The 23,483-nt window shown below is 50.9% G+C and carries 11 protein-coding genes; 2 read left to right on the forward strand and 9 right to left on the reverse strand.

All coding sequences use genetic code 11. From position 1 onward, the window contains the following. Positions 1-249: 249 nt before the first annotated feature. Entirely contained in the window at positions 250-11,109 is a 10,860-nt protein-coding gene (locus IPP75_03025) for a right-handed parallel beta-helix repeat-containing protein (GenBank protein QQS70083.1), read from the reverse strand. 573 nt (positions 11,110-11,682) lie between these two features. After that, positions 11,683-11,991, reverse strand: coding sequence for a 50S ribosomal protein L21 (gene rplU / locus IPP75_03030; GenBank protein QQS70084.1), 309 nt, complete (start codon positions 11,989-11,991; stop codon positions 11,683-11,685). A gap of 154 nt (positions 11,992-12,145) precedes the next feature. On the opposite strand from rplU, the gene cas2 reads away from it, so the two are divergent. Further along, on the forward strand, positions 12,146-12,625 hold the full coding sequence (gene cas2 / locus IPP75_03035; protein ID QQS70085.1) for a CRISPR-associated endonuclease Cas2: 480 nt from the start codon (positions 12,146-12,148) through the stop codon (positions 12,623-12,625). 276 nt (positions 12,626-12,901) lie between these two features. On the opposite strand, the gene IPP75_03040 is transcribed toward cas2, so the two are convergent. The 3 genes from IPP75_03040 to IPP75_03050 are packed head-to-tail and all read right to left on the reverse strand — an operon-like array spanning position 12,902 to position 16,904. Then, on the reverse strand, positions 12,902-15,787 hold the full coding sequence (locus IPP75_03040; protein ID QQS70086.1) for an isoleucine--tRNA ligase: 2,886 nt from the start codon (positions 15,785-15,787) through the stop codon (positions 12,902-12,904). Further along, the gene (locus IPP75_03045; protein ID QQS70087.1) at positions 15,784-16,377 is read right to left on the reverse strand and encodes a hypothetical protein; all 594 of its coding nucleotides are present in this window, start codon (positions 16,375-16,377) and stop codon (positions 15,784-15,786) included. Before IPP75_03045 ends, IPP75_03040 begins: the two co-directional genes overlap by 4 nt. Next, a complete protein-coding gene (locus tag IPP75_03050) occupies positions 16,374-16,904 on the reverse strand; it encodes a GNAT family N-acetyltransferase (protein QQS70088.1) in 531 nt (176 codons plus the stop codon). Before IPP75_03050 ends, IPP75_03045 begins: the two co-directional genes overlap by 4 nt. Before the next feature lie 347 nt (positions 16,905-17,251). Between IPP75_03050 and IPP75_03055 the strand changes: the two genes are divergently transcribed. Continuing rightward, positions 17,252-18,499: a transposase family protein gene (locus IPP75_03055; GenBank protein ID QQS70089.1), complete on the forward strand. Its 1,248-nt coding sequence runs from the start codon at positions 17,252-17,254 to the stop codon at positions 18,497-18,499. A gap of 52 nt (positions 18,500-18,551) precedes the next feature. On the opposite strand, the gene IPP75_03060 is transcribed toward IPP75_03055, so the two are convergent. The 4 genes from IPP75_03060 to IPP75_03075 form a co-directional block, all read right to left on the reverse strand. Continuing rightward, positions 18,552-19,223: a gamma-glutamyl-gamma-aminobutyrate hydrolase family protein gene (locus IPP75_03060; protein QQS70090.1), complete on the reverse strand. Its 672-nt coding sequence runs from the start codon at positions 19,221-19,223 to the stop codon at positions 18,552-18,554. Further along, positions 19,220-22,117 carry an isoleucine--tRNA ligase gene (locus tag IPP75_03065; protein ID QQS70091.1) on the reverse strand — a complete coding sequence of 966 codons (2,898 nt, stop codon included), beginning with the start codon at positions 22,115-22,117 and terminating at the stop codon, positions 19,220-19,222. Before IPP75_03065 ends, IPP75_03060 begins: the two co-directional genes overlap by 4 nt. 97 nt (positions 22,118-22,214) lie before the next feature. Beyond that, positions 22,215-22,592: a hypothetical protein gene (locus IPP75_03070; protein QQS70092.1), complete on the reverse strand. Its 378-nt coding sequence runs from the start codon at positions 22,590-22,592 to the stop codon at positions 22,215-22,217. Between the two features lie 34 nt (positions 22,593-22,626). Continuing rightward, positions 22,627-23,154 (reverse strand): GNAT family N-acetyltransferase, encoded by a 528-nt coding sequence (locus tag IPP75_03075; protein QQS70093.1) that lies wholly within the window; start codon positions 23,152-23,154, stop codon positions 22,627-22,629. Positions 23,155-23,483: the final 329 nt, after the last annotated feature.

Here is a 23,483-nt window from a genome sequence, read left to right on the forward strand (position 1 = left end):
CGGCGCAAGCGCACCTGCTTCCGCCGCTCATTTTGCGGCAGTCGCTTTAGGACTCTATCGTCTTGCCTCTTTCTTTCCTTTTTCATATTACGTTCCTTTGGTATGTGTTTGTTTGATTGTGTATTTGAAGTATTTGTATTTGTATTTGTCTACCTGGAGGCCATGGTGGCTCCCACGCAGTACCACAAGGTCCCGCCCGAGTGGTTCGTATTGATTTAGAAGTTGATAAAGTGTGCATTTTCATAATTCCTACTTATTGCTGTACCTGAAGGTTAAGTTCTCCACATACGCACTAGCATTACTCTTTGCCGAAACCGTTATGCGTACGACCATGGTATCGCCAGCGGCAAACGGTGTGGCACCGCCAGTGTGGCACGCGCCAGTCCCTAAGTCTGTTGTTGGTGTTGTGGAGTTCCAGGTGCTTACCGTACCGCTCATGGTCGCATCGGCGCTACAACTCGTTAACCCGCCCGTACTCGTCTTTTTAAATATGGCGTATTTCACACTTGCGTTTGAAGTATTATCTACTAGCGAGATGAGTGATGTTGTGCCAGATTCGAATTCCTTAAACGTCGAAGGGAGCCTGTATGAAACATATATGCTGTACGTTTGGTCGCTTGCTTGCGGAGAGGTCCAGCGGTAGTAGTTGCGCGCCTCACCGCTCGCACAGAAACCAGTATTTACACTTAAGCCGCCGCCATTACCGCAGAAGTCGGCCGTCATGGTACCAACCCCTGTACCGTTCAATACAGCTCCGGTATATTCTGGCGTGTAGGTAATGATATTATCTGGGGCGCTACCGCAAGCACCCCAACCATCGGCTTCGTAGCACTGGATGTTACCAAGGGTGGTGTCGAAGTACATGGAACCAAGGTAGCGATCATCACCGTTTGAAACAAGTGGTGCTGTACTGGAACGATCAAGCGTAAAGAGCGTCACCTGACCACCCGTGTTCCCGCCGCCCATCTGAACGCTTGCCGGACGAGTGGTGCTATCGTTACGAATAAAGCTGAGGTTATCTACATATATGGTACGGGCTGTTGCATCGGTCTGTCTAATAATAAGTAGTGGCGTTGTCACTGCCGCGCCAGTGGTAGTAATGGTACAGGTGACCTTTGTCCAGTTATAATTGGTGGAGTTAGACAGTGGCCGAGAAGTTGTGTAGCCCCCACCGTAACCCTGGCAGAGATTTGTAAGTGTGGTGCCATTATCTGGTGAATATATGACTTCTATAGGCGTTGTGTTTTGGCCCGCAGTACTAGATGCAGCGGTAAATGACACCGTGTACGTTGTGCTAGCGACAGGGTTTGCGGTCAGTTGGTTGCGGACACCGTGTAGGTTTGACGCGCCAGTTACTACCTTTACACCAGCTTCGCCAGTTTGGTATTCACCGCTGGTAACACTGCGTGTCACAGTTGCACCACTCTGAGCTGACCATGTACTGGCTGGAAATGTAGTAGCACTACCACCGGCCGTTTCCGCGCCACCGTTACTTGCGAGTTCTGTGCCGTAGCTATTGACGCTGAATAGGTTCGTTCCAATGGATGTCTGGATTTCTAATAAGCCACCCGATATAGGAACGCCTGAGTTGTTTCGCACAGTAAGACCCCCGGTACCAGCTGGGCTATCTGCGGTGGAGCGGAGCACTATCTCGGCACCGCCAGCGGCAGTCTGGGTGTTATTGTATGCGGCTTGAAGGTCGGTCGCGCTCGAAGCACCGGCCGCCGTCCAGTCCACTCCGTTCCAGAACATGGTGGCAGTCGTGTTTGGTTTGAGAGCAATTGTGTTGCCCTGGCCGCCACCGTTGACCGAAAGTGTCATATCCTGCGTGCCGCTGTTTGTGACGTACATGACACGTCCAGCCGTTGTAAGAGTTGGGTCAGCGAGTGTGACTGTGGAGCCAGCATAGGTGTTATTGACGAGTGCGGTACTATTACTGTTTACGGTTGCGGCCGTAATCGAGCAGGTCGCTACCGTACAGTTTTGTGAAGTACCTGTAAATGCTGTCGGGTTGAGGTTTACAAGCCCCAGTACGCCCGTCCCGCCAGCGTCACCGCCAGACAGCAGCAGCGTACCACCGTTACCAGTGCCCAGCCCAGCGCTTCCCTTTATGGTCAGCTGACTACCATTTGTATTATTCGTGGTCTGAGCAGCCCCCTGGACCACTGTCGCAGTAGTAGCAATACCAAGGTTTATTGTGCTGGCAGAAAGATTTATTGCTGCCGTTCCAGCCGCCTTGCCGATGGTCGTTGAGCTGGCATTGTTTGCCCCAATATTTAATACGGTGGCAGTTGCCGTGTCTAGAAGAGGAGTTAGTATAGACGTATCGGCTCGGCCAGTGCCACTTAGCCAGAAATTGCTGCTGGCTTGTTGGGCAGCATTTTGGTTCTGGATGAAGTTGCCACAGGCCGTGGTGGAGTTGTTGGTACATATAGTAGCGTTACCGGCTAGAGCTGGGATATCTAAGGTGTAGTTACCTGTTTGGGCAGCCGACTGTATGGTGACAGTGTTAGCATTGGTGGCGTTAGCTATGACTATCTTACCTGCCACTGGGTTAGTACCGCCGTTGTAGTTACCGAGCTCTAGTTCACCGTTGGTGGTGTCTATGTTTAGGACACTGATGCCATTGGCGTTTTGGATGTTAAAGGCGGTGGTAGAGTTGGCCTGACGGAAGCGGATGTCTAGGCCACCTTGGGTCATAGACTGGCCAGCGTAGATAGTACCTGTGCCAGCGTCGTTGATGGTGGCAGTGCCAGCAGTGGTGCTGAAGTTGTTGTCGGCCAGGTAGTTGGTGTCACTGGTGGAGTTAGCTATGTTTATGGCGTAGCAGGTGGTGGTACAGCTAGTGTCGGTGATGGAGTTACCGGTGATGGTGTTGGAGTCGGAAGCGTTTATATACATGCCGTTGTTCGCGGTAGCGCCGCCGTTATCATGAATCTTGTTACCAGAGACAGTGTTGTTAGAGGAGGAGGAGGAGAGGTAGATGCCATAGGTGTTGCCCTGGGCGGTGTTGCCAGAGATGGTGTTGTTGGAGGAGGAGGAGAGGGTGATGCCGTAGGTGTTCCCCTGGGTGGTGTTGCCGGTGATGGTGTTGTTGGAGGAGGAGTTGAGGCCGATGCCATAGTTGTTCCCCTGGGTGGTGTTGCTGGTGAGGGTGTTGTTGGAGGAGGAGGAGAGGTAGATGCCGTAGTTGGTGTTCCCCTGGGCGGTGTTGCCGGTGATGGTGTTGTTGGAGGAGGAGGAGGAGAGGTAGATGCCGTAGTTGGTGTTCCCCTGGGCGGTGTTGCCGGTGATGGTGTTGTTGGAGGAGGAGAAGGAGAGGTAGATGCCATCATTCCGCCAGTTGTTTGCTTTAACGTTCGTTATGGTACCGCCTTGGACGGCTGAACTGCCAGTACCAGAACCAACACCGTCAAAGTATACGCCGCGCATCGTACCACTTGTCTGGTTAGCTTTGTTACCGTCTAGTTTTAAGTCACGGATGGTGATGCCGGTACCGTTACCGCCTGTAGTGGTGTTGGTGATGGCGTTGATGTGAGTGTTGAAGCTATTGGGTATAGTAATGAGCGTTCCAGTACCTACACCAGCCAGAGTGGTGTTGTTTGGTACAGATATAGCAGCGTCTATGGTGTAGGTACCAGCTAGCAGGACTACTTTCTTGCCAGATCCGGCGGTGAGGGCTTGGTTTATCTCTACTTGGTCACCGTCACCTGCTGCTGCAGTGTCACCATCACCCAGGTAGTCAGCAGCAGCTTTGTCTTTAGCACTGGAGTCACTGGCAGCTACCAGTATGGCATCAGACTTGTCGGCTTGCCATTTAGCAGTAGTACCGTTGTAAACCAGCAGTTGTTTAGTATCTGTGTCGTAGTAGACCATACCGTCAGTACCAGCTGGTCTGCTGGCTGTGTTGCCGCCGGTTATTGTTATGCTTTGGCCAGCAGCCAGAACAGTGTCTTGGTTGAGGTTTATGGTTGTAGCGTTAGTAGTACCTATGTTTAGGGCTACGGCTGTAGCGGTGTCTAGTGTGGGAGTTAAGACACTGGTGTCTGCTCTGGCAGAACCAGTTATCCAGTAGTCTGCTGTCTGGGCGCTAGCGTTCTGGTTCTGGATGAAGTCTGTAGCACCAGGAGCACAGTTGCCTAGTGTTTCCATACAGAAGGTGTCATTGGCTCCAAGGACTGGAATAGATGCAGTGTAGTTACCTGTCTGGGCAGCTGACTGTATAGTTACTGTATTGGCGTTGGTGGCGTTAGCTATGACTATCTTACCTGCCACTGGGTTAGTACCGCCGTTGTAGTTACCTAGTTCTAATTCACCGTTGGTGGTATCTATGTTTAGGACACTGATGCCATTGGCGTTTTGGATGTTGAAGGCAGTGGTAGAGTTTGCTTGTTTGAAGCGAATGTCTAGGCCACCCTGGGTCATAGACTGGCCAGCGTAGATAGTACCTGTGCCAGCGTCGTTGATGGTGGCAGTGCCAGCAGTGGTGCTGAAGTTATTGTCGGCAAGGTAGTTAGTGTCGCTAGTGGAGTTAACTATGTTTATGGCATAGCAGGTGGTGGTACAGCTGGTGTCGGTGATGTCGTTGCCGGTGATGGTGTTGGAGTCGGAAGTGTCTATATGTATGCCGTTGTTCGCGGTAGCGCCGCCGTTGTCATGGAGTTTGTTGCCAGAGACGGTGTTGTTGGAGGAGGATATGAGGTAGATGCCGGAGCCGCCGTTCCCCTGGGCGGTGTTGCCGGTGAGGGTGTTGTTGGAGGAGGAGTCGAGGGAGATGCCGTAGGTGTTCCCCTGGGCGGTGTTGCCGGTGAGGGTGTTGTTGGAGGAGGAGGAGAGGTAGATGCCTTGCCAGGTGTTCCCCTGGGCGGTGTTACTGGTGAGGGTGTTGTTGGAAGAGGAGGAGTCGAGATATATGCCCGTTCCGTTCCCCTGGGCGGTGTTACTGGTGAGGGTGTTGTTGGAAGAGGAGGAGTCGAGATATATGCCCGTTCCGTTCCCCTGGGTGGTGTTGCCGGTGATGGTGTTGTTGGAGGAGGAGGAGAGGTAGATGCCTTGCCAGGCGTTACCCTGGGCGGTGTTGCCGGTGAGGGTGTTGTTGGAGGAGGAGGAGAGGTAGATGCCGTAGTTGGTGTTCCCCTGGGCGGTGTTGCCGGTGAGGGTGTTGTGGGAGGAGGAGATGAGGTAGATGCCGTAGTTGGTGTTCCCCTGGGTGGTGTTGCCGGTGAGGGTGTTGTTGGAGGAGGAGATGAGGTAGATGCCGTAGTTGGTGTTCCCCTGGGTGGTGTTGCCGGTGATGGTGTTGTTGGAGGAGGAGAGGAGGAAGATGCCACTATTTCGCCAGTTGTTTGCTTTAACGTTCGTTATGGTACCGCCTTGGACGGCTGAACTGCCAGTACCAGAACCAACGCCGTTGAAGTATACGCCGTACATAGTGCCACTTGTCTGGTTAGCTTTGTTACCGTCTAGTTTTAAGTCACGGATGGTGATGCCGGTACCGTTACCGCCTGTTGTGGTGTTGGTGATGGCGTTGATGTGAGTGTTGAAGCTATTGGGTATAGTAATGAGCGTTCCAGTACCTACACCAGCCAGAGTGGTGTTGTTTGGTACAGATATAGCAGCGTCTATGGTGTAGGTACCAGCTAGTAGAACTACTTTCTTGCCAGATCCGGCGGTGAGAGCTTGGTTTATCTGGACTTGGTCACCGTCACCTGCTGCTGCGGTGTCACCATCACCCAGGTAGTCAGCAGCGGCTTTGTCTTTGGCACTAGAGTCACTGGCAGCTACCAGTATGGCATCAGACTTGTCGGCTTGCCATTTAGCAGTAGTACCGTTGTAAACCAGCAGTTGTTTAGTATCTGTGTCGTAATAGACCATGCCGTCAGTGCCGGCTGGTCTGCTGGCTGTGTTGCCGCCGGTTATTGTTATGCTTTGGCCAGCAGCAAGAACAGTGTCTTGGTTGAGGTTGATGCTGGTGGCATTGGTCGTCCCAATGTTCAGGGCAACAGCAGTGGCGGTGTCTATGAGGGGGGTGAGGACCGAGGCGTCGGCTCGAGCAGTACCAGAAATCCAGGAGTTCGCTGTTTGTGCACTAGCGTTTTGGTTCTGGATGAAGTTGGTAGCGGTTGGTGCAAGCACTGATGCATCGCAGGTACTAACTACCCCGCCGTTTGTACATAGGAGGGTTGTACTTGTTGACGTCTGTGGAGTAACACTAAGTGTGCCCTGAATAGTAGTAGTGGTGGCCACACGACCAATGGTGACGACACTGGCGTTCGTGGTGCCGATGGAGACGGTACCAGCCGTGGTGGTAGCCGTACCTGTGTCTATGACGATGTTACCAGAAGCACCAGCAGAAGCATTGCCGGTGGCTATGGTCGTATCGCTGGAAGTTGTACCAGCGCTGGAGGCGACGGTAACACCGCCTGCACCTTGCAGCGTGAGGAGACCAGCGTTCGTGCCCCAGGTGGCAGCGGCGGCACTGGTGAGGGTAAGGGCACCCGTGTTGGTGGTAAAGCTACTGGCAGCGTTCGAGGTGATGCTGACGGCACCGGCTGTAGCAGAGCCGATGGTGGTAGTACTAGTGCCAGTGGTGTTAATGTTGGTGGCGCCGAGGACGGTTGTTGTGCCAGTGATGGCATTGGTAGCAGAAGCGTTACCAATGGTAGTCGTAGCAGCACCAGTCATATTGATGTTAGTGGTACCAGTTAGGCTGGTGGTGCCACTTGTGACAGTGAAGTTCTTGCCAGTGACGACGGTGGTGTCACCATTGAGGGTTACGGCACCAGTGCCGGTAGCAAACGTGCCGCTGCTGGCAGATTGATCAAAGTTGCCAGTACCAGCTGCGAAGGTAATGTTTTGGTTCGCGGCGATGCTGACGTTTTTGTTCAAGTTTATCTGGGTCGCATTTGTCGTCCCGATGTTCAGGGCAACAGCAGTGGCGGTGTCTACGAGGGGGGTGAGGACAGAGCTATCTGCCCGACCCGTACCGTCTATCCAGAAGTTAGCGCTCGTTTGAGCACTGGCATTTTGGTTCTGGATGCCGGTGGTGGAGGTCAGGCCACCGCAGTTGTTCTGGCTGGTACATATATCTGCATTGGCGGTGAGGGCTGGGATACTGAGGGTATAGCTACCGGTTTGGGTGGCAGAGGCGAGGGTGACGGTGTTGCTATTGGCGGTAGTAGCAAACACTATCTTCCCAGCTACTGGGTTGGTACCACCATTGTAACTACCAAGTTCTAGTTCACCGTTTGTGGTGTCTACATTGAGGACGTTAACACCATTGGCGTTCTGGATGTTTACTGCAGCTGTAGAATTAGCCTGCTTGAAGCGGATGTCTAAGCCACCTTGAGTCATAGCCTGACCAGCGTAGATGGTACCCGTGCCAGCATCATTGATGGTGGCAGCATAGGTACCGTCGCCGGTGAAGGTGTTACCGGAGAGGTAGTTACTGGTAGCACCAGCGAGAAGGAGATTGATCGCGTAACAGGTCGTTGTACAGCTTGTGTCTGTGATAGTATTGCCGATAATCGTATTGTTGGATGAGGTGCCAATATAGATGCCGTTATTCGCCGTTGAACCACCATTGTCTGCTAAGGTGTTGCCAGATACAGTATTTGCGTTAGATACGATAACGATACCTGCCGAATTCCCCCTCACACTGTTGCCATTCAGCGTATTATTAGCTGAGGAAGAGGAGACATATATACCGTAGCTTGTATTCCCTTGTATGGTATTGCTCGAGACGGTATTACTGCTCGATGAGGTAGTAATATATATGCCGTAGCTAGTGTTTCCCTGCGAAGTATTTCCGCTAATTGTGTTATTTGAAGAAGAGGTAGCTACAATTCCATACGAGGTATTCCCTTGTGCGGTATTGCCAGTTAGGGTGTTATTGTTGGAGGAAGATATATTGATTCCAATGCCATTGTTCCCCTGTGCGGTATTGCCAGTTAGGGTGTTATTGTTGGAGGAAGATACAAAGAAACCGTCAGTAAAGCTACCCTGTGCAGTGTTGCTAGTAAGTGTATTGTTGGACGAAGATGAGATAAGGGCGAAGCTATAGTAAGCGTTAGCCTGTGCGGTATTTCCCGCGAGCACATTGTTGCTAGAACTACGTAGACATATGCCGACACCGACTTGACAGTTGGAGCCACCTAGGCCAGCCCAGTTATTTGCCTGTACACCCGATATCCGAGCACCTTGCCGCGCGCTTGAGCCTGTCCCGCCACCCATGTTATTGAAATCAACACCCGCCATACCCGTGCCAACACCCATAGACTGATTCGCATTGTTACCATCAAGCTTGAGGTCTCTGAGGGTGACATTGGTGCCGGTGGTGGTATCAGTGTTGACGATGGCACTAAAGTTGACGTTCAGAGCGTTAGGAGTGGTAATGAGTGTACCCTGCCCTATACCAGAGAGAGTGGTGTTGTTCGGAATGGAGATGGATGCATCTATGGTGTAGGTACCGGCCAGAAGCACCACCTTCTTGCCTGCTCCGGCTGTGAGAGCTTGGTTTATCTGGACTTGGTCGCCATCATTCGCAGCACCAGTATTACCATCACCCACATAGTCAGCAGCCGCTTTATCTGCGTCAGAAGAGTTACTGGCAGCAACAAGAATAGCTTCGCTTCTATCTGCCTGCCACTTGCCATTGGCGTAGGTGAGGAGTTGTTTGGTGGTGGTGTCATAGTAGACCATGCCTTCGGTGGGACTTGCAGGACGGGAGGCGGTGTTACCGCCGGTGATGGTGATGGATTGGCCAGCGGCAAGAACAGTGTCTTGGTTGAGGTTGATGATGGTGGCATTGGTCGTCCCAATGTTCAGGGCAACAGCAGTGGCGGTGTCTATGAGGGGGGTAAGGATAGAGGTGTCAGCCCGACCGGTGCCAGATATCCAGAAGTTAGCTGTTGTCTGTGCAGAGGCGTTTTGGTTTTGGATGCCGGTGGTTGAGGTAAGAGGCGTAGCGGAGCAAGCGGCAAGTTGGTTGCTCCCATTCTGGCATACAAACGTACTCCCTGCTGTACCACTCAGCGTAACAACCGTATTGCCCTGGATAGTAGTTGTAGTAGCAGCACGGCCTATAGTGACGCCGCTTGCGTTGGTGGTGCCAATCGATACTGTGCCAGCAGTGGTAGTAGCCGTGCCAGTGTCTATGACTATGTTGCCGCTGGCACCAGCGCTGGCATTACCCGTAGAGATAGTCGTGTCGCTTGATGTAGTACCGGCAGCACTGGTTACTGTAGTGCCGCCTGCTCCCTGCAGGGTCAGCAGACCAGCGTTGGTGCCCCAGGTGGCAGCAGCGGCACTGGTAAGGGTTAATGCCCCGGTGTTGGTCGTGAAGCTACTGGCAGCGTTCGAGGTGATGCTGACGGCACCAGCTGTAGCAGAGCCAATGGTAGTGGTAGCAGTCCCAGTGGTATTGATGTTGGTGGTGCCGGCAGCCGTGATGGTGCTACCAGTGAGATCAAGCGTGCCCGTAGTGTTACCAATGGTGGTATTGCCGGTACCCGTACCAAGGTTGGTAGCAGCAGCACCGGAGGTATTTATGTTGGTGGTGCCGGTAACAGCTATTGAGCTCCCGCTCTGAACACTAATAGTACCCGCTGCACTATTACCAATAGTTACAGCCCCTGTGCTTGTGCCTGTATTGATATTGGTATCAAAGTTACTATTTGCATTGAGGCTTATCGTACCGCCAGAAACACTACCGCCAGCACTAGCTGTTACAGTGCCGGTAAATGTTTTATCGCCAGCAAAAGTTTGCACCCCAGTGCTAACAAGCCCAGGACTGGTACCATCAGCCGTTTGCAAATATATACCGTTGCCCGATACGACTGCGCCATCGCCACTCTTTGTCTGACTATCTATAGTACCTATAAATGTAACGCCATTACCTGCACCATCAATGTTCGTAGCGGTCCAAGCGCTACCATCATATATATATGTCTGTGCCTTGCCGGCTTGAATACTCACGCCATGCATTGTGAACGCAACACTACCGGTATTAAGTACATAGGAAAGGCGACCCGCCGTGCTACTCGTAGGCGCTGGTAGGCTCAATGTTCTCCCAGCTGTTGTCTGAGGTATAACAAATGTTGTATATGTATCTACCGTTGCAGCAGCCGTGCCAATTGCACCACTCGCCGCAAAGTCACTCAGCGTCGAACCGGTCAAAAGTGTCGAGCCATTGTTCGTAAACTGAGAGCCATTCGTAACGAACGGCCCCTGTACTGTTGTGGTGATAGTTGACTTACCTATGCTAATCGATGTCGCATTCGTCGTACCAATCCCCAGTGCGGCTGCCGTATTACTATCAATAAGCGGCGCTTGAAACGCCGTATCCGCCCTACCCGTTCCCGATAGCCAGAAGTTTGACGTTGTCTGTGCTGCCCCAAACTGGTTTTGAATAAATCCAGCATTTATTTGGGTCTCGGTGAGGAGGTTGTAGGTGCCGGCTGCTCCTTGGTCTTGGATGGTAAAGGTTTGGTTGCCGCTGGTTGGAGCAGCAATGCTGAGAGTGGCGAGGTTAGCTCCAGAGCTAGTGACGATCTGCCCCGCCGTCTTAGCATTAAACGCATAAGGCACTGCGGTGAGCTTGAGTCTTGGGGACATCTCTCCGTCCCAAGTAGGAGTAGCGGTTTGGGTGGTACCACCAACGTTCATGGTGAGGTAGAGCTGTTGGTCCCAGGGCATCGTACCGGGGAAAGCCGTTTGAGAACCAAGGTTAACGGTGACGTAGCCATTGGCTACTCGGACACGGTTGTCGTTGCCAGCAGTGACACCGTTGCTATCGTAGTAGGTTTCAGTCCAGAGGAGTGTTCCCCCACTGGCAGCGTCGTAGAGCTTGAACTCGATGTTGTAGTAGCCGTCTGGGGCAATGGCACCAGTCGCTGTTTCCAAACGAGCCTGGAAGTTCAGGTTGTCACTGGTGGCGGCATAGGCGGTCTGAGAACCGAGGCCAACACGCGTGAGTGACGCGGGGAGGAGCGCGCGCGTATAGGAAAACAGGGGGAGGATGAGCAAAAACAAAACCAAGACAACTTGGGTGCCGTACTTCGAGTTCATGTGTAGTTTCTTCCCGAGAAGCGAAGAAAGACGTATCGACATACGGCGCAACGAGCATCGTAGGGAAAAACTGCGCAGGAACCGAAGAAGCCATGCTGGCGGCCAGCTGTGCTGGGCGGAGGCGTGGCTGGTACGGCGGCTAAGGACGACAAAGGCCCTCTTGGCTGAGAGCCAGAGGGTGCATGCGAAGAACGCTTGCGCTGTACGTTTTAGTTTGAACATGTGTTTTGTAAAGTGTTTGTGTTGGTTTCTCGGTTTTTTTGAGATACCAATCTTTGTTTCGGATTTTGCCTAGTTTTTGGTTTTGGCCTATCCTGCACAGAAGTATGCCCCATACGAACCACCTGTTACAAGAGAAAAGTGAAAGAAAGTTATGCAAAAAAATGTATTCAATTTTGACAAATCAACAGATGTTTTTCGTAGTGTTTTATACTACAATTATTCATTACCCCTGTTATTTTCATGAAAATAGAGCAGAATTGATTCTGATTCAGCATGCAAATTTGTAGCAATATTCACTACGAATAATATATTCTCCTAAAGTTATCCACAGGTACATACAAAAACACCCGCACGCAGCGGGTGTTTTTGGGCTAATACTCCTAGAGCTAGAGGCTACGCAATACTGTCGATCACGACCGTGGTCTGCGCCTGGCGATGGCCACGAGTTTTGTGCACGCGCTTTTTCGCCTTGTAGCGTATAGCCGTGACTTTATCTGCCTTTGCCTCCGCGTCTACTACGGTAGCCTTTACCGCCACGCCCTTTACCAAGGGCGCACCTACGGTAGTCTTTTCGCCGTCTACAACGAGCAATGCGTCAAAGCTGAGTTTGGTATCGTCACCAGTGAGCCGCTCGATGGAAAGTGTTTGACCTTCGGCTACGACATATTGTTTGCCGCCGGTAGCAATAACTGCTTTTTTCATACTTTTCACCTAACCTTACGTTTACTATTGCACCCAAGTTTATCACTTACACCCCTGTTTGTAAACCCTTCCCCCTACTCACCACCCCACCGCCCCAGCCCACCCCCTCCACTACACTTTTGTTACGGCCGTAACAAAAGTGTAGTATGTAGGTATGTCACAGCCAAAATCAGCAACAGATTTCATCCTACGCGGCCTATTCCTTCCTCTTTCGCGGCAAAACCTATTGCTCAGCTTTAAGCCCAGCCAGTTCTTCTACGAACTCTCGCGGGTCAGCGGTTACCCCGAAAAGACTCTGCGGGACACCATGAGTCGAGCCACTCGCGATGGCTACATTGTCATGGGGGATACTATTCCGCAGCTTACCGCAAAAGGCCTGAAGAAGGTTCAGCCTTTCGTAGCGGAAAAGCTTCCAGAGAACGGCCAGCTACTCGTTGTTTTTGACATACCAGAAGAACGCAAAATGATGCGACATGAATTCCGGCGGTTGCTCAAACGCCTCGATTTCCAATACGTCCAGCAGAGCGTCTGGATGACAGATCTCGATCACAGAAAAGTACTAGCTGAAGCGGTAAAGAAACTAGAGCTAAAAGATTGCGTCAAAGTGTACGAAGCCGCTCCCATAAAACTATAGTCACTACACTTTTGTTACGGCCGTAACAAAAGTGTAGCAGGCAGAGTGTTGTTTGTGGACTTGGGTTGTAGAAGCGTGGAAACCGTAAAAGCAGCGAGTCAGTAGCTAGGGTCGCCGGAGTGCTTCCTTTAGATTATCAAGTTCGATGGCACATAGACTGGGCACGGGGCAGCAAACTACGACCATTGGAGCCCGCAACTGCCGTATAGGGCTCATAGCATCAGAGCAGTCCAGTGGTTAGGTCCGCTCGATGCTATGAACTGTCCTTGGGGGTTTCTAGGCCTTTTTGAGCGCGATGGTCAGGCGCAGGCCTTCGATGTTCGCTTCGGTACAAAAAGCGCCTGTGCCGGGCTCTACAAAGGCCTGGGTTAACGTTTCTGCCTGAATCGTCCGCTCGTGCTCAGCAAGCGCAGCCATGAGTTCTTTATCTTCCGCAGTCAGCAGCAAGACAATCCTGTCATCCACCTGCAGCCCAGCCTGCTTACGGGCGTTTTGCACCGCTCGTACTACCTCGCGGGCCATGCCCTCTCTCTTGAGTTCTGGTGTTATATTTTTGTCAACAGTAACAGCCAGTTTCACTTCATTGACGTGTTTAACTTCTTTCACATTCACTTCATCGGCAATGATTGCCTCGTAGTACTCACCGAGTTTGTCGCTACCGTATGTCAGGGCTGCTAGGGGCTGTCGAACCTTCACCTGGGGCTCTGTTTCTGTCTTAAACATGCGTGCAGCCAAGCCCTGCTCTATGACACTCCTGGTCTGTGCCATACGTTCTAGTACTGTCTCGTCTACGGCACCAGGCTCTGGCCAGTCAAGCAAATGCACACTCTCGCCGCCAGTCAGTTTCTGGTACAGTTCTTCTGCTAGAAACGGCGTAAACGGTGCGAGCAGCAGACTAAGGCGCGCGAGCACATAATGCAAGGTGCGATATGCATCATGCTTGTCGGCATCGTCGTCGCTTTTCCAAAAACGCCTACGGCTGCGACGGACATACCAGTTGCTGGCATCGTCCAAAAACGGCAAGACGCCACTGAGGGCATCGGGCAAATTATAACCGTCTAAATCAGTAGTCATTTGTGCTTGCAGTTGATGTAAACGTGACACCACCCATGTATCAAGCGGGTTGGTTAACTCCTTAGAAGGATCTTCGAGCGAGTCATTCCACTCCCAGCCATCCACCTCGGCATACATTGTAAAAAAGTCATACATGTTCCACACCATCGCCAGTTTGCGCTGGATATCTTGCACATCCTTGTCTTGCAAGCTAAAGTCTTCACCACTCATAACGGGCGAGCTCAGCAGCAAAAATCGTAGTGCATCGGCACTGTATTCATCCATGAGTATGTTTGGATCGGTGTAGTTACCATAGCTTTTACTCATTTTGCGGCCATCGTTGCCGGCGAGAGTACCCGTCACGATACAGTTTGAAAACGAGTTCTTCTCGAACAGCCCCACCGATACGGCGTGTAGGTAGTAAAACCACGCCCGCACCTGACCGACGTATTCGGCTATATAATCACCCGGGAAACTAGCCTCAAACTTCTCTTTGTTCTCAAACGGATAGTGGAACTGCGCAAATGGCATGCTACCACTCTCAAACCAACAGTCCATGACCTTGTCGATACGCGTGTAGTGCACACCATCTAGGTCAAACTCTACGTCATCAATCCATGGGCGGTGGTAATCATCGAGCTCAACACCGCTCAGCTCTTTCAGCTCGGCGTAACTACCCACGACCTTCACGCGCTCCTTCCCGTCCGCATCCGTGCCCTTCCACACCGGCATAGCGGTAGCCCAGAAGCGGTCGCGGCTGAGGTTCCAGTCCGGCGCACTCTCGACAGTTTTGGCAAAGCGACCATGTTTGACATGCCCCGGGAACCAATTGATGTTTTCGTTCTGCTCCAGCATGTCCTGGCGTTGCCCGGCAATGTCCATGAACCAGCTTGGGTGCGCTCGGTACATGAGCTTCGTACCGCAGCGGTGACAGTGCGGGTATTCGTGGCGAACGTACTCTATTTTGAGCGCCTTGCCTTCAGCCAGCAACGTCTTAGCAATATCTTTGTTCACGTCCCATATGTTCTGGCCTTCCCACGCGCCTTCTGTGTAGTTCCCGTTTTCGTCCACAATTGAGACAAGCGGAATGTTGTGCTCTTTACATAGAACGTAGTCTTCCTCACCATATGCAGGGGCTTCATGTACTATTCCCGTACCGTCATCGGCCGTCACAAAGTGGGCGTCAAGCACCCGGTGCGCACCTTCGCCGCGGTGTTCAAAGAGTGGCTCATAGGCTTTTCCAACCAGTTCTGACCCCTGTATCTTTTTTACAACGTTGTAAGCCAATGGCTGATGCCTCTCGTCGGTCATCACCCTGGCAATCGCCGCCGTTGCTACATAGAAGCGCTTGCCAGCGTGCTCGAGCAGTGAGTACTCTGTGTCACCCTTTACTGCCACTGCAACGTTCGCTGGAAGCGTCCAGGGTGTTGTAGTCCATGCTAAGAGAAACTCGTCAGAATCTGCCAATTTGAAGTACGCGTAGATGCTTGGGTCGGTATCTTGCTGGTAGCTATTGTCCATTGCCACCTCGGCTTTAGAAATAGGCGTGGCGTCACGCGTGCAGTACATGAGCACCTTTTCGCCTTCATATATTTTGCCCTTTTCGTACAGTTCCTTAAACGCCCACCAGACCGATTCCATGAATTCTTTATCCATGGTTTTGTATGCACCTTTGAAGTCCACCCAGCGGCCAATCCGGTCGATGGTACTTTCCCACAAGTCACCCGTTTGCACCATATTGTCTCGGCACGTGGTAATGTACTCCTCGAGTGATATCTTGGTCCCGATATCTCGCTTATCTTGTATGCCCAGCTTTTTCTCGGTAAATACTTCAGCCGGCAGGCCATGACAGTCCCAGCCCCAAACGCGTTCAACCCGGCGCCCCTTCATGGTCCAGTAGCGTGGCACCGCGTCTTTCGCAACGCTAGAAAGCAATGTACCGTGGTGTGGCACGCCCGTGATAAACGGCGGCCCATCGTAAAACACATATGCACCCTCTTTTGGCCGTTGCTCAACCGACTTCTCGAATGTACGGTTCTCTTTCCAGTACCGCACCAGGTCCTTCTCGTACTCTATAGCCTTCCGCCGTGTATTTGCTTTGAATTTCATATTCCCATCTCCGTTAATTTAGTTTTCATCAGCTTACTCATTTCTTCATGTCCCTCTGGAGAAAAATGCACCCCGTCACTCGAGAGGCTTATCTCACCCGGAATAATTACTTGTTCGCCGGACCCTTCAAGCAACGCAACCAGCGCCTGCTGTTTCTCTTCGCTGCCCATAAAAGCCTGGCTACGCCTGAAGTTTGGTGGAGCAATATACATAATGCTTGCAGGCGCAACGTATACATCCTCACTCAGTTGAGCCACCGCGTCTCTGTACCACAATAAGTCATCATATATTTGGTCTGGCGTGAAGCTGTACTTATCTTTGCAGTCATTTGTGCCAAGTGCGATGATGACGAGGTTAAGCGGCGAAGCTTGCCTGCAGATGACTTCAAATGAGTCTTTTCCATTTTTACTTTGGTCAGCATGATCGTAGCCGCCCGCAATCCTGCCTGGGAGCCCGGCGGGCTGCACCTCATGGCCATCGCCAAGTTGTTTTTGAAGCTGGTTCACCCACCGAGCCTGAGCAGAATACCGTTTCAGGTTATCATCCTGCCCCCAAACATTTGAATCGCCATATATTAATATATTTTTCATATTCTGGGCTCCCTTCTCATTTTGATTGATGGCATCTTATCAGCATGCATATAGTCAGATCCTGAAACTTTTTTAAAGCCTTGCTTCTCATAAAACCGCTTGGCGCGTTCATTGTAATCAACGACCACTAGGTCAACTACCCGTTTCGCGTCCCAAAATGCATCAGCGTGCAGCATCAGCTCTGCAGCAAGGCCTGTCCCTTGGTACTCACGGGCAATGTACAGCGCACCCAATTCCTGATCTTCCTTGTGGCGAGTCGCATGCACAAACCCAACGACTGCGTCGTTTACAACAGCGACCTCGTATAGCTGATCCGGGTCGGCTATAAAGCCTGTTACTAGTTCGCGACTTTCCTTAAGCTTTTCGGGTGAATCCCAGCTTTCCCATCGCTCGCGCACCCATGACTCTGGCACACCAGCGTTGTCATTTGGATAGGTGTCGAGCCAAGACGCGGCATGAAACTTACGTATAGCGTAGGTATCGTCGGGTGTCGCGGTACGGATTGCTGGCTTAGCTTCTTCACTCATTTTTTCTCCAAATAAAAATCACCTCTTTTAGCTGCCAGATCCCGGGTTATTCGGGAGGTACCATCTGGCTTCCAAAAGAAGTGATTCTTTTAGCACTTAGTTGCCGGTCTGACGGGCCGAACCGTTGGAATCTACTTTCTGGCTACGGCCAGATTTCTCTCCACTGCTTCGTGGTTGATAGCCACTAATCCGGCAAAGCCGAAACGCATTTAATACTGCAAGTATACGCCCTCCCACCCACCTAGCACAAGCTCCACTCTTATCCAACGCAAAATGAGCCTGAACCGCCTATCAGGTTCTAAAATACTATGAGCCTGAAATATCGACAGCTGGCATAGCATGGGAGGATGACTATTACTATGCAGCAACACACGCTACCAACTATTGAAGAACTCAGACAGTTTGTCTCAGGCACTCAGTCACTTGACCTTACAATCGTACATAAGCAAGAGGCTTATGCCTGGTTACAGCAACTGGTCGTTCGTCTTGACTACCAGCACTTGGGCAAAAAAGACAAAGGCGTCGTTCGAGAATACGCCATAGCCGTCACGGGGTACAGCCGTGCCCAGGTGACTCGGCTTATTGGACAGTACCTGCGGACTGGCTGTATTGCGCTGGAGCCAGTGAACATGAGAAACCAGTTTGCACTGCGCTACACGCGTGAAGACATTGGGCTGCTAGCAGAGCTGGATGATGCCCATGATCGGCTCAGTGGCAAAGCGGCAAAAGTTCTAGCCCAACGAGCCTTTGTGACATTTGGCGATGCACGCTACGAACGACTTAGCGCAATCTCCGTCAGCCACATATACAATCTACGTGGCACCGTAACATACCGTAACCAAAGCCATACGTTCACCAAAACGCAAGCAACAACAATAGCTATTGGCGAGCGCCGCAAACCACGCCCGAACGGTCAACCTGGCTTCATCCGTATAGATACTGTCCACCAGGGAGATAAGGACAAAGAAAAGGGTGTGTACCACATCAATCTGGTTGATGAAGTTACCCAGTGGGAGGTGGTGGTCGCGGTCGAGAGAATCACTGAGCGTTACATGCTGCCAGCCCTCGAAGCAGCTTTGGTGCTGTTCCCATTTGTCATTGTAGAATTCCACGCCGACAATGGCTCGGAGTACATCAACAAACAAGTTGCTGCCCTCCTGAAAGCAATGCTCATCAAGCTCAGTAAGTCTCGAGCCTACCAAAGCGGAGACAATGGATTGGTTGAAACCAAGAATGGTAGCATTATCCGAAAAGCCCTAGGCTATGCGCATATACCCAGGGAATATGCTCCGGATATTAACAGCTGGTACTGTACGTGGTTTGTGCCCTACCTGAACTTCCACCGACCCTGCGGTTACCGCATAACGAGCGTTGACTCAAAGACGGGCAAGAGGACACATCGCTACCCAGTCAATGGGTACATGGTACCGTACGAGAAGCTGAAGTCATTGCCAGACGCCAAACAATACCTGAAGACAGGCAGCAGTTTTGAGAAACTAGACGAAGTGGCGTATGCTGAAAGTGATACAGCTTGGGCGATAGCCATGAACAAAGCAAAAGACCAGTTGTTGAAGACACTATATACAAAACGCTAGCTGTTTGTTTCTGGTAGCTTCAGGCTCATTCTTGGATTGGAATATACTGCCTTCAGGCGTTTCGGCAAGTCTCCGCAAATGCCTTATAGATGAGTGGCCCCGTGTCATCAGACTCTGGATGCCACTGAACGCCGTATATATTCCCATAACTCATAGCTTCAATCACACTGTCATGGGCTTTTGCGCAAAGCTTAAAATGCAACGGAAGTTTGGCAACTCCTTGATGGTGCCGTGACGCAACAGTAGCCTTATTGCCACGCATTAGACCTAGAAAGTCAGCACAAAGGTCAATTTCGTGCTGAACGCCCATGTGCCGAACCGCACCGCCAACTTCTTGGGCAATATCTTGGTAAAGCTCACCACCATAGTGAACTGCCAGCAGCTGCATGCCATAACAAACACCTAAAATTGGCTTATCCAATGCGCTAAACATATCAATGAGGCTGCGCTCCCAAGCAACTCGCTCCTGAGGTTCAGTCGCCGTATGAAGCTCATTGCCGCCATACACCTCCGCTGGGATATCTTCACCTCCAGAAATTACTAGACCATCACAAAGTTCAAACGCTTCTTCCGCGCTCATGTCTGGCGCTAGGATAATAGGTATTGCTCCCGAAGCAGCAATTGCAAGCGTATAATCTCGGCGTAAGTACAGACTAGCCCTCGATGCAGGTAATTTTATGCCCTCATCAAATGCAGGAGTAACACCAATAACCGGTTTCTTCATTTAAGCCCCTGGGTCTTTTTTAGCTCAATTGTAAGCTCTCTGCTATCTATCGAAACAACCACAGCATATGAGTCCGAACCGGGGTTTGCAAAAGTTTGAGCCAAAGTTTCTGCCTGTATGGTTTGTGCGTGTTCATCAACGGCCTTTGCGAGCTCGTCGTCTACTGTCGACAGCTGCAGTACTATTCTGTCGTCAACGTTTAGCCTCGCTTGTTTTCGAGCATTTTGCACGCCGCGTATCACCTCTCGCATCATACCTTCACGCTGTAATTCAGGTGTTATATTTTTGTCTACAGAAACAGTCGTTTTTACTTCATTGGCATATTTTACTTCTTTTACATTCACTTCATCGGCTATAATCACTTCAAAATATTCGCCTAGCCGCTGCCCGCTGTAGCTTAAACTTGCGAGTGGCTGCCGGACCTTAACCTGCGGCTCGTCTTCACTCTTAAACATCCGGGCCGCCAGTCCTTGCTCTATAATGCTACGCGTTTGCGCCATCTCTGTCAGTATCCGTTCGTCAATCGCTCCTTGCGCTGGCCAATCCAGCAAGTGAACGCTTTCGCCACTGGTGAGCTTACGGTAGAGTTCCTCGGCCAAAAACGGTGTAAACGGTGCCAGTAGCACGCTGAGCCGCACAAGTACGTAATGCAATGTTTTGTAGGCATCATTTTTATCGGCATCATCTTCACTCTTCCAGAATCGTCGCCGGCTGCGCCGAACATACCAGTTACTGGCATCGTCAAGAAACGGTAGGACCTCACTGACCGCTTCGGGGATATTATAGTCATCCATATGGCGTGTTATGTGTTGTTGTGTCTGATGTAATCTCGACACTATCCAACGGTCAAGTGGATTGCTCAGCTCTGTTAATGGGTCTTCAAGCGCACCAGTCCACTCCCACCCATCGACCTCGGCATACATTGTGAAAAAGTCATACATGTTCCATACCATTGCCAATTTTCGCTGCACATCCTGCACGTCTTTGTCGAGAAGGCTAAAGTCCTCCCCGGCAAGTACAGGCGAACCGAGTAGCAAAAAGCGCAGCGCATCGGCACTGTATTCATCCATAAGTACATTTGGATCAGTGAAATTCCCATAGCTTTTACTCATCTTGCGACCGTCGTTACCAGCAAGTGTCCCGGTTACGATGCAGTTCTTAAACGAGTTTGCTCCAAACAGACCAACGGAGACCGCGTGCAGGTAGTAGAACCAGGCTCGCACTTGCCCAACGTATTCAGCAATGAAATCGCCCGGAAAGCTTGCCTCAAACTTTTCCTTATTCTCAAACGGATAGTGGAACTGCGCAAAGGGCATGCTACCGCTCTCGAACCAGCAATCCATAACTTTATCGATGCGTTTGTAATGCACCCCATCTAGGTCAAACTCAACATCGTCTATCCATGGCCGGTGGTAATCCTCTAACTCAATCCCGCTCAGTTCTTTAAGTTCTGCATAGCTACCTACTACTTTTATGTGTTCAGTCCCGTCTTTACTTACACCTTTCCATACTGGCATGGCCGTAGCCCAAAATCGGTCGCGGCTGAGGTTCCAGTCTGGCGCACTTTCAACCGTCTTGGCAAAACGACCATGTTTCACGTGCCCCGGAAACCAGTTAATGTTTTCATTTTGCTCAAGCATCGCTTCGCGCTGCTCGGCTATATCCATAAACCAACTCGGGTGTGCCCGGTACATTAGCTTCGTGCCGCATCGGTGGCAGTGCGGGTAGCTATGACGAATGTAGTCGATTTTCCACACGACACCGCGCTCATGCAGTGTCTTCGCAATCGGTTTGTTCGCATCCCACACATTTTGGCCTGCCCATTCTCCATCAATATACAGGCCGTTATCGTCTATGTTGTTAACGAACGGGAAGCCCATTTCGCGCGACAAAGCATAGTCTTCCTCGCCGTACGCCGGGGCTAAGTGAACAATCCCCGTACCCTCTTCCATACTAACGTATTCGGCGTGCCAAATACTGTGTGCTTTTTCACCACGGTTCTCAAAAAGCGGTTCATAACTCTTTCCAACAAGCTCAGAACCAGTGAAAGTACGTGTAATTGTGTAAGGTACAACGTTGTGTTTTTCATCTGTTAGAGCTTTATCGAGCATCACTTTGGCAAGGATTAGTCGCTCACCAGCAACATTAACCTCGGCGTATTCCTCATTCTTATTCACCGCAACGGCCGTATTGGCTGGAAGCGTCCATGGCGTTGTCGTCCAAGCTAAGACAGATGTATTCTCACCTTGGAGTTTAAATTTTACAAAAACACTAGGGTCGGTAACATCTTGATAGCTGTTATCCATAGCGACTTCTGCCTTGGAAATTGGCGTCGCATCACGCGTGCAGTAAAGCAAGACTTTCTCGCCTTCATATATTTTGCCTTCTTCGTACAGCTTTTTAAATGCCCACCAGACAGACTCCATATACTCTTTGTCCATTGTTTTGTATGCACCCCGGAAATCTACCCAGCGTCCAATCCGCTCTATGGTGCTTTCCCACAGGTCGCCGGTTTGCACCATATTGTCTCGACATGTTGTTATATAGTCCTCAATACTAACAGTGGTGCCTATGTCTCTGCGGTCTTTAATACCCAGTTTTTTTTCGGTAAATACTTCTGCCGGGAGGCCATGGCAATCCCACCCCCAAACCCGCTCAACTCGCCGGCCTTTCATGGTCCAGTACCGTGGCACTGCGTCTTTTACAATTGAGCTGAGGAGCGTACCGTGGTGCGGCACACCCGTAATAAACGGCGGCCCATCGTAAAACACATACGCCCCCTCTTTTGGCCGCTGTTCCACCGACTTCTCAAACGTCTGGTGCTTTTTCCAGTACTGTACGAGGTCTTTCTCGTATTCTATGGCCTTCCGCCGAGTTCCACTCTTGAACTTCATAGTGCCCTCCCTTGACTTTTATGCTTACCGGTAGTATACTGATTGCAGTGAACCGATGCAGTGATGTAATGCGCAGCATCGGTTCCTTTTTTATTGCTCATTTCATCTCCTCCACACTTTCAGTTTTCGTAATCAGTATGATTCGCACAATATGCTTCTTGATTGCGCCGTGATGTCGTAACTGGTGACGAATCTTTGCAATATGTAATTTGCAGCGCCTCGCGTCGATAATGACATGCGTAGCCTGTTTGGATGCACGCTTCAATTGCGTTTCGATAGTGTGCTTACTATTACCAAGAGGGCTTTTGATCTCCCATTCAACGCCATTGATTTTGCAATCTGGCGTCTGACTTGTGTCGCGCGCAATAAACACCGCATCGGCGCCAAGATACTCTGCGACTATACTCGCCGCCTCAATCTCAAACCGCTCCGGTCGTGGGTTAATATTGGTTGGAATGATAATATTTTGTGACATTATTCATCTTTCCACGGTGTATTTGCCCTGCATTTCATTGCGCAACTCTTCTCATCTGTATCGACGGCATTTTATCGGCATGCAAATAGTCTGAACTAGGGACTTTCCGAAAGCCCTGCCTTTCATAAAATCGTTTCGCTCGGTCGTTATAATCTACTACCGCCAGCTCAACTGGTCTATCTGAATCCCAAAAATCGTTCGCTATATGCATCAACTTCTGAGCCGGGCCACTGCCTTGATATGGTTTAGCGACATAGAGTGCGCCCAAGTCCTGCCCTTCGGCGTGACGAGACGCATGCAGGAGGGCTACAACCTCACTACCAACAACCGCAACCTGGTACACCTGATCTTTGTCGGCTAGAAACTCTTCCACCCGCTGTCTACTTTCGGCAAGTTTATCTTCCTTGTCCCAGTCCTGCCACTTCTCACGCACCCACTCTTCTGGTACACCCGCATTGTCATTTGGGTAAGTATCGAGCCATGATTGGGCATGGAATGCACGTATCGCATAGACATCGTCCGTGGTTGCTTCTCGTATAACTGGTTGTGCTAGCTTAACCATATGCTTCCCAAACAAAAATCACCTCTGTTAAATATCGGATCCCGGGTGAATTTGCGGGAGGTACCATCCGATTTCTAAAAGGGGTGATCTTTTAGCGCTTAGTTACGTGGTCTGACAGGCCGTTCCGTTGGAATCTACTTTCTGGCTACGGCCAGATTTCTCTCCACTGCTTCGTGGTTGATAGCCACTAATCCGGCAAAGCCGAAACGCATTTAATACTGCAAGTATACGCCCTCCCACCCACCTAGCACAAGCTCCACTCTTATCCAACGCAAAATGAGCCTGAACCGCCTATCAGGTTCTAAAATACTATGAGCCTGAAATATCGA

It is taken from the genome of Candidatus Saccharibacteria bacterium, from assembly GCA_016700375.1.
In the GTDB taxonomy this organism is placed as follows: Bacteria; Patescibacteriota; Saccharimonadia; order Saccharimonadales; family UBA4665; genus JAGXIT01.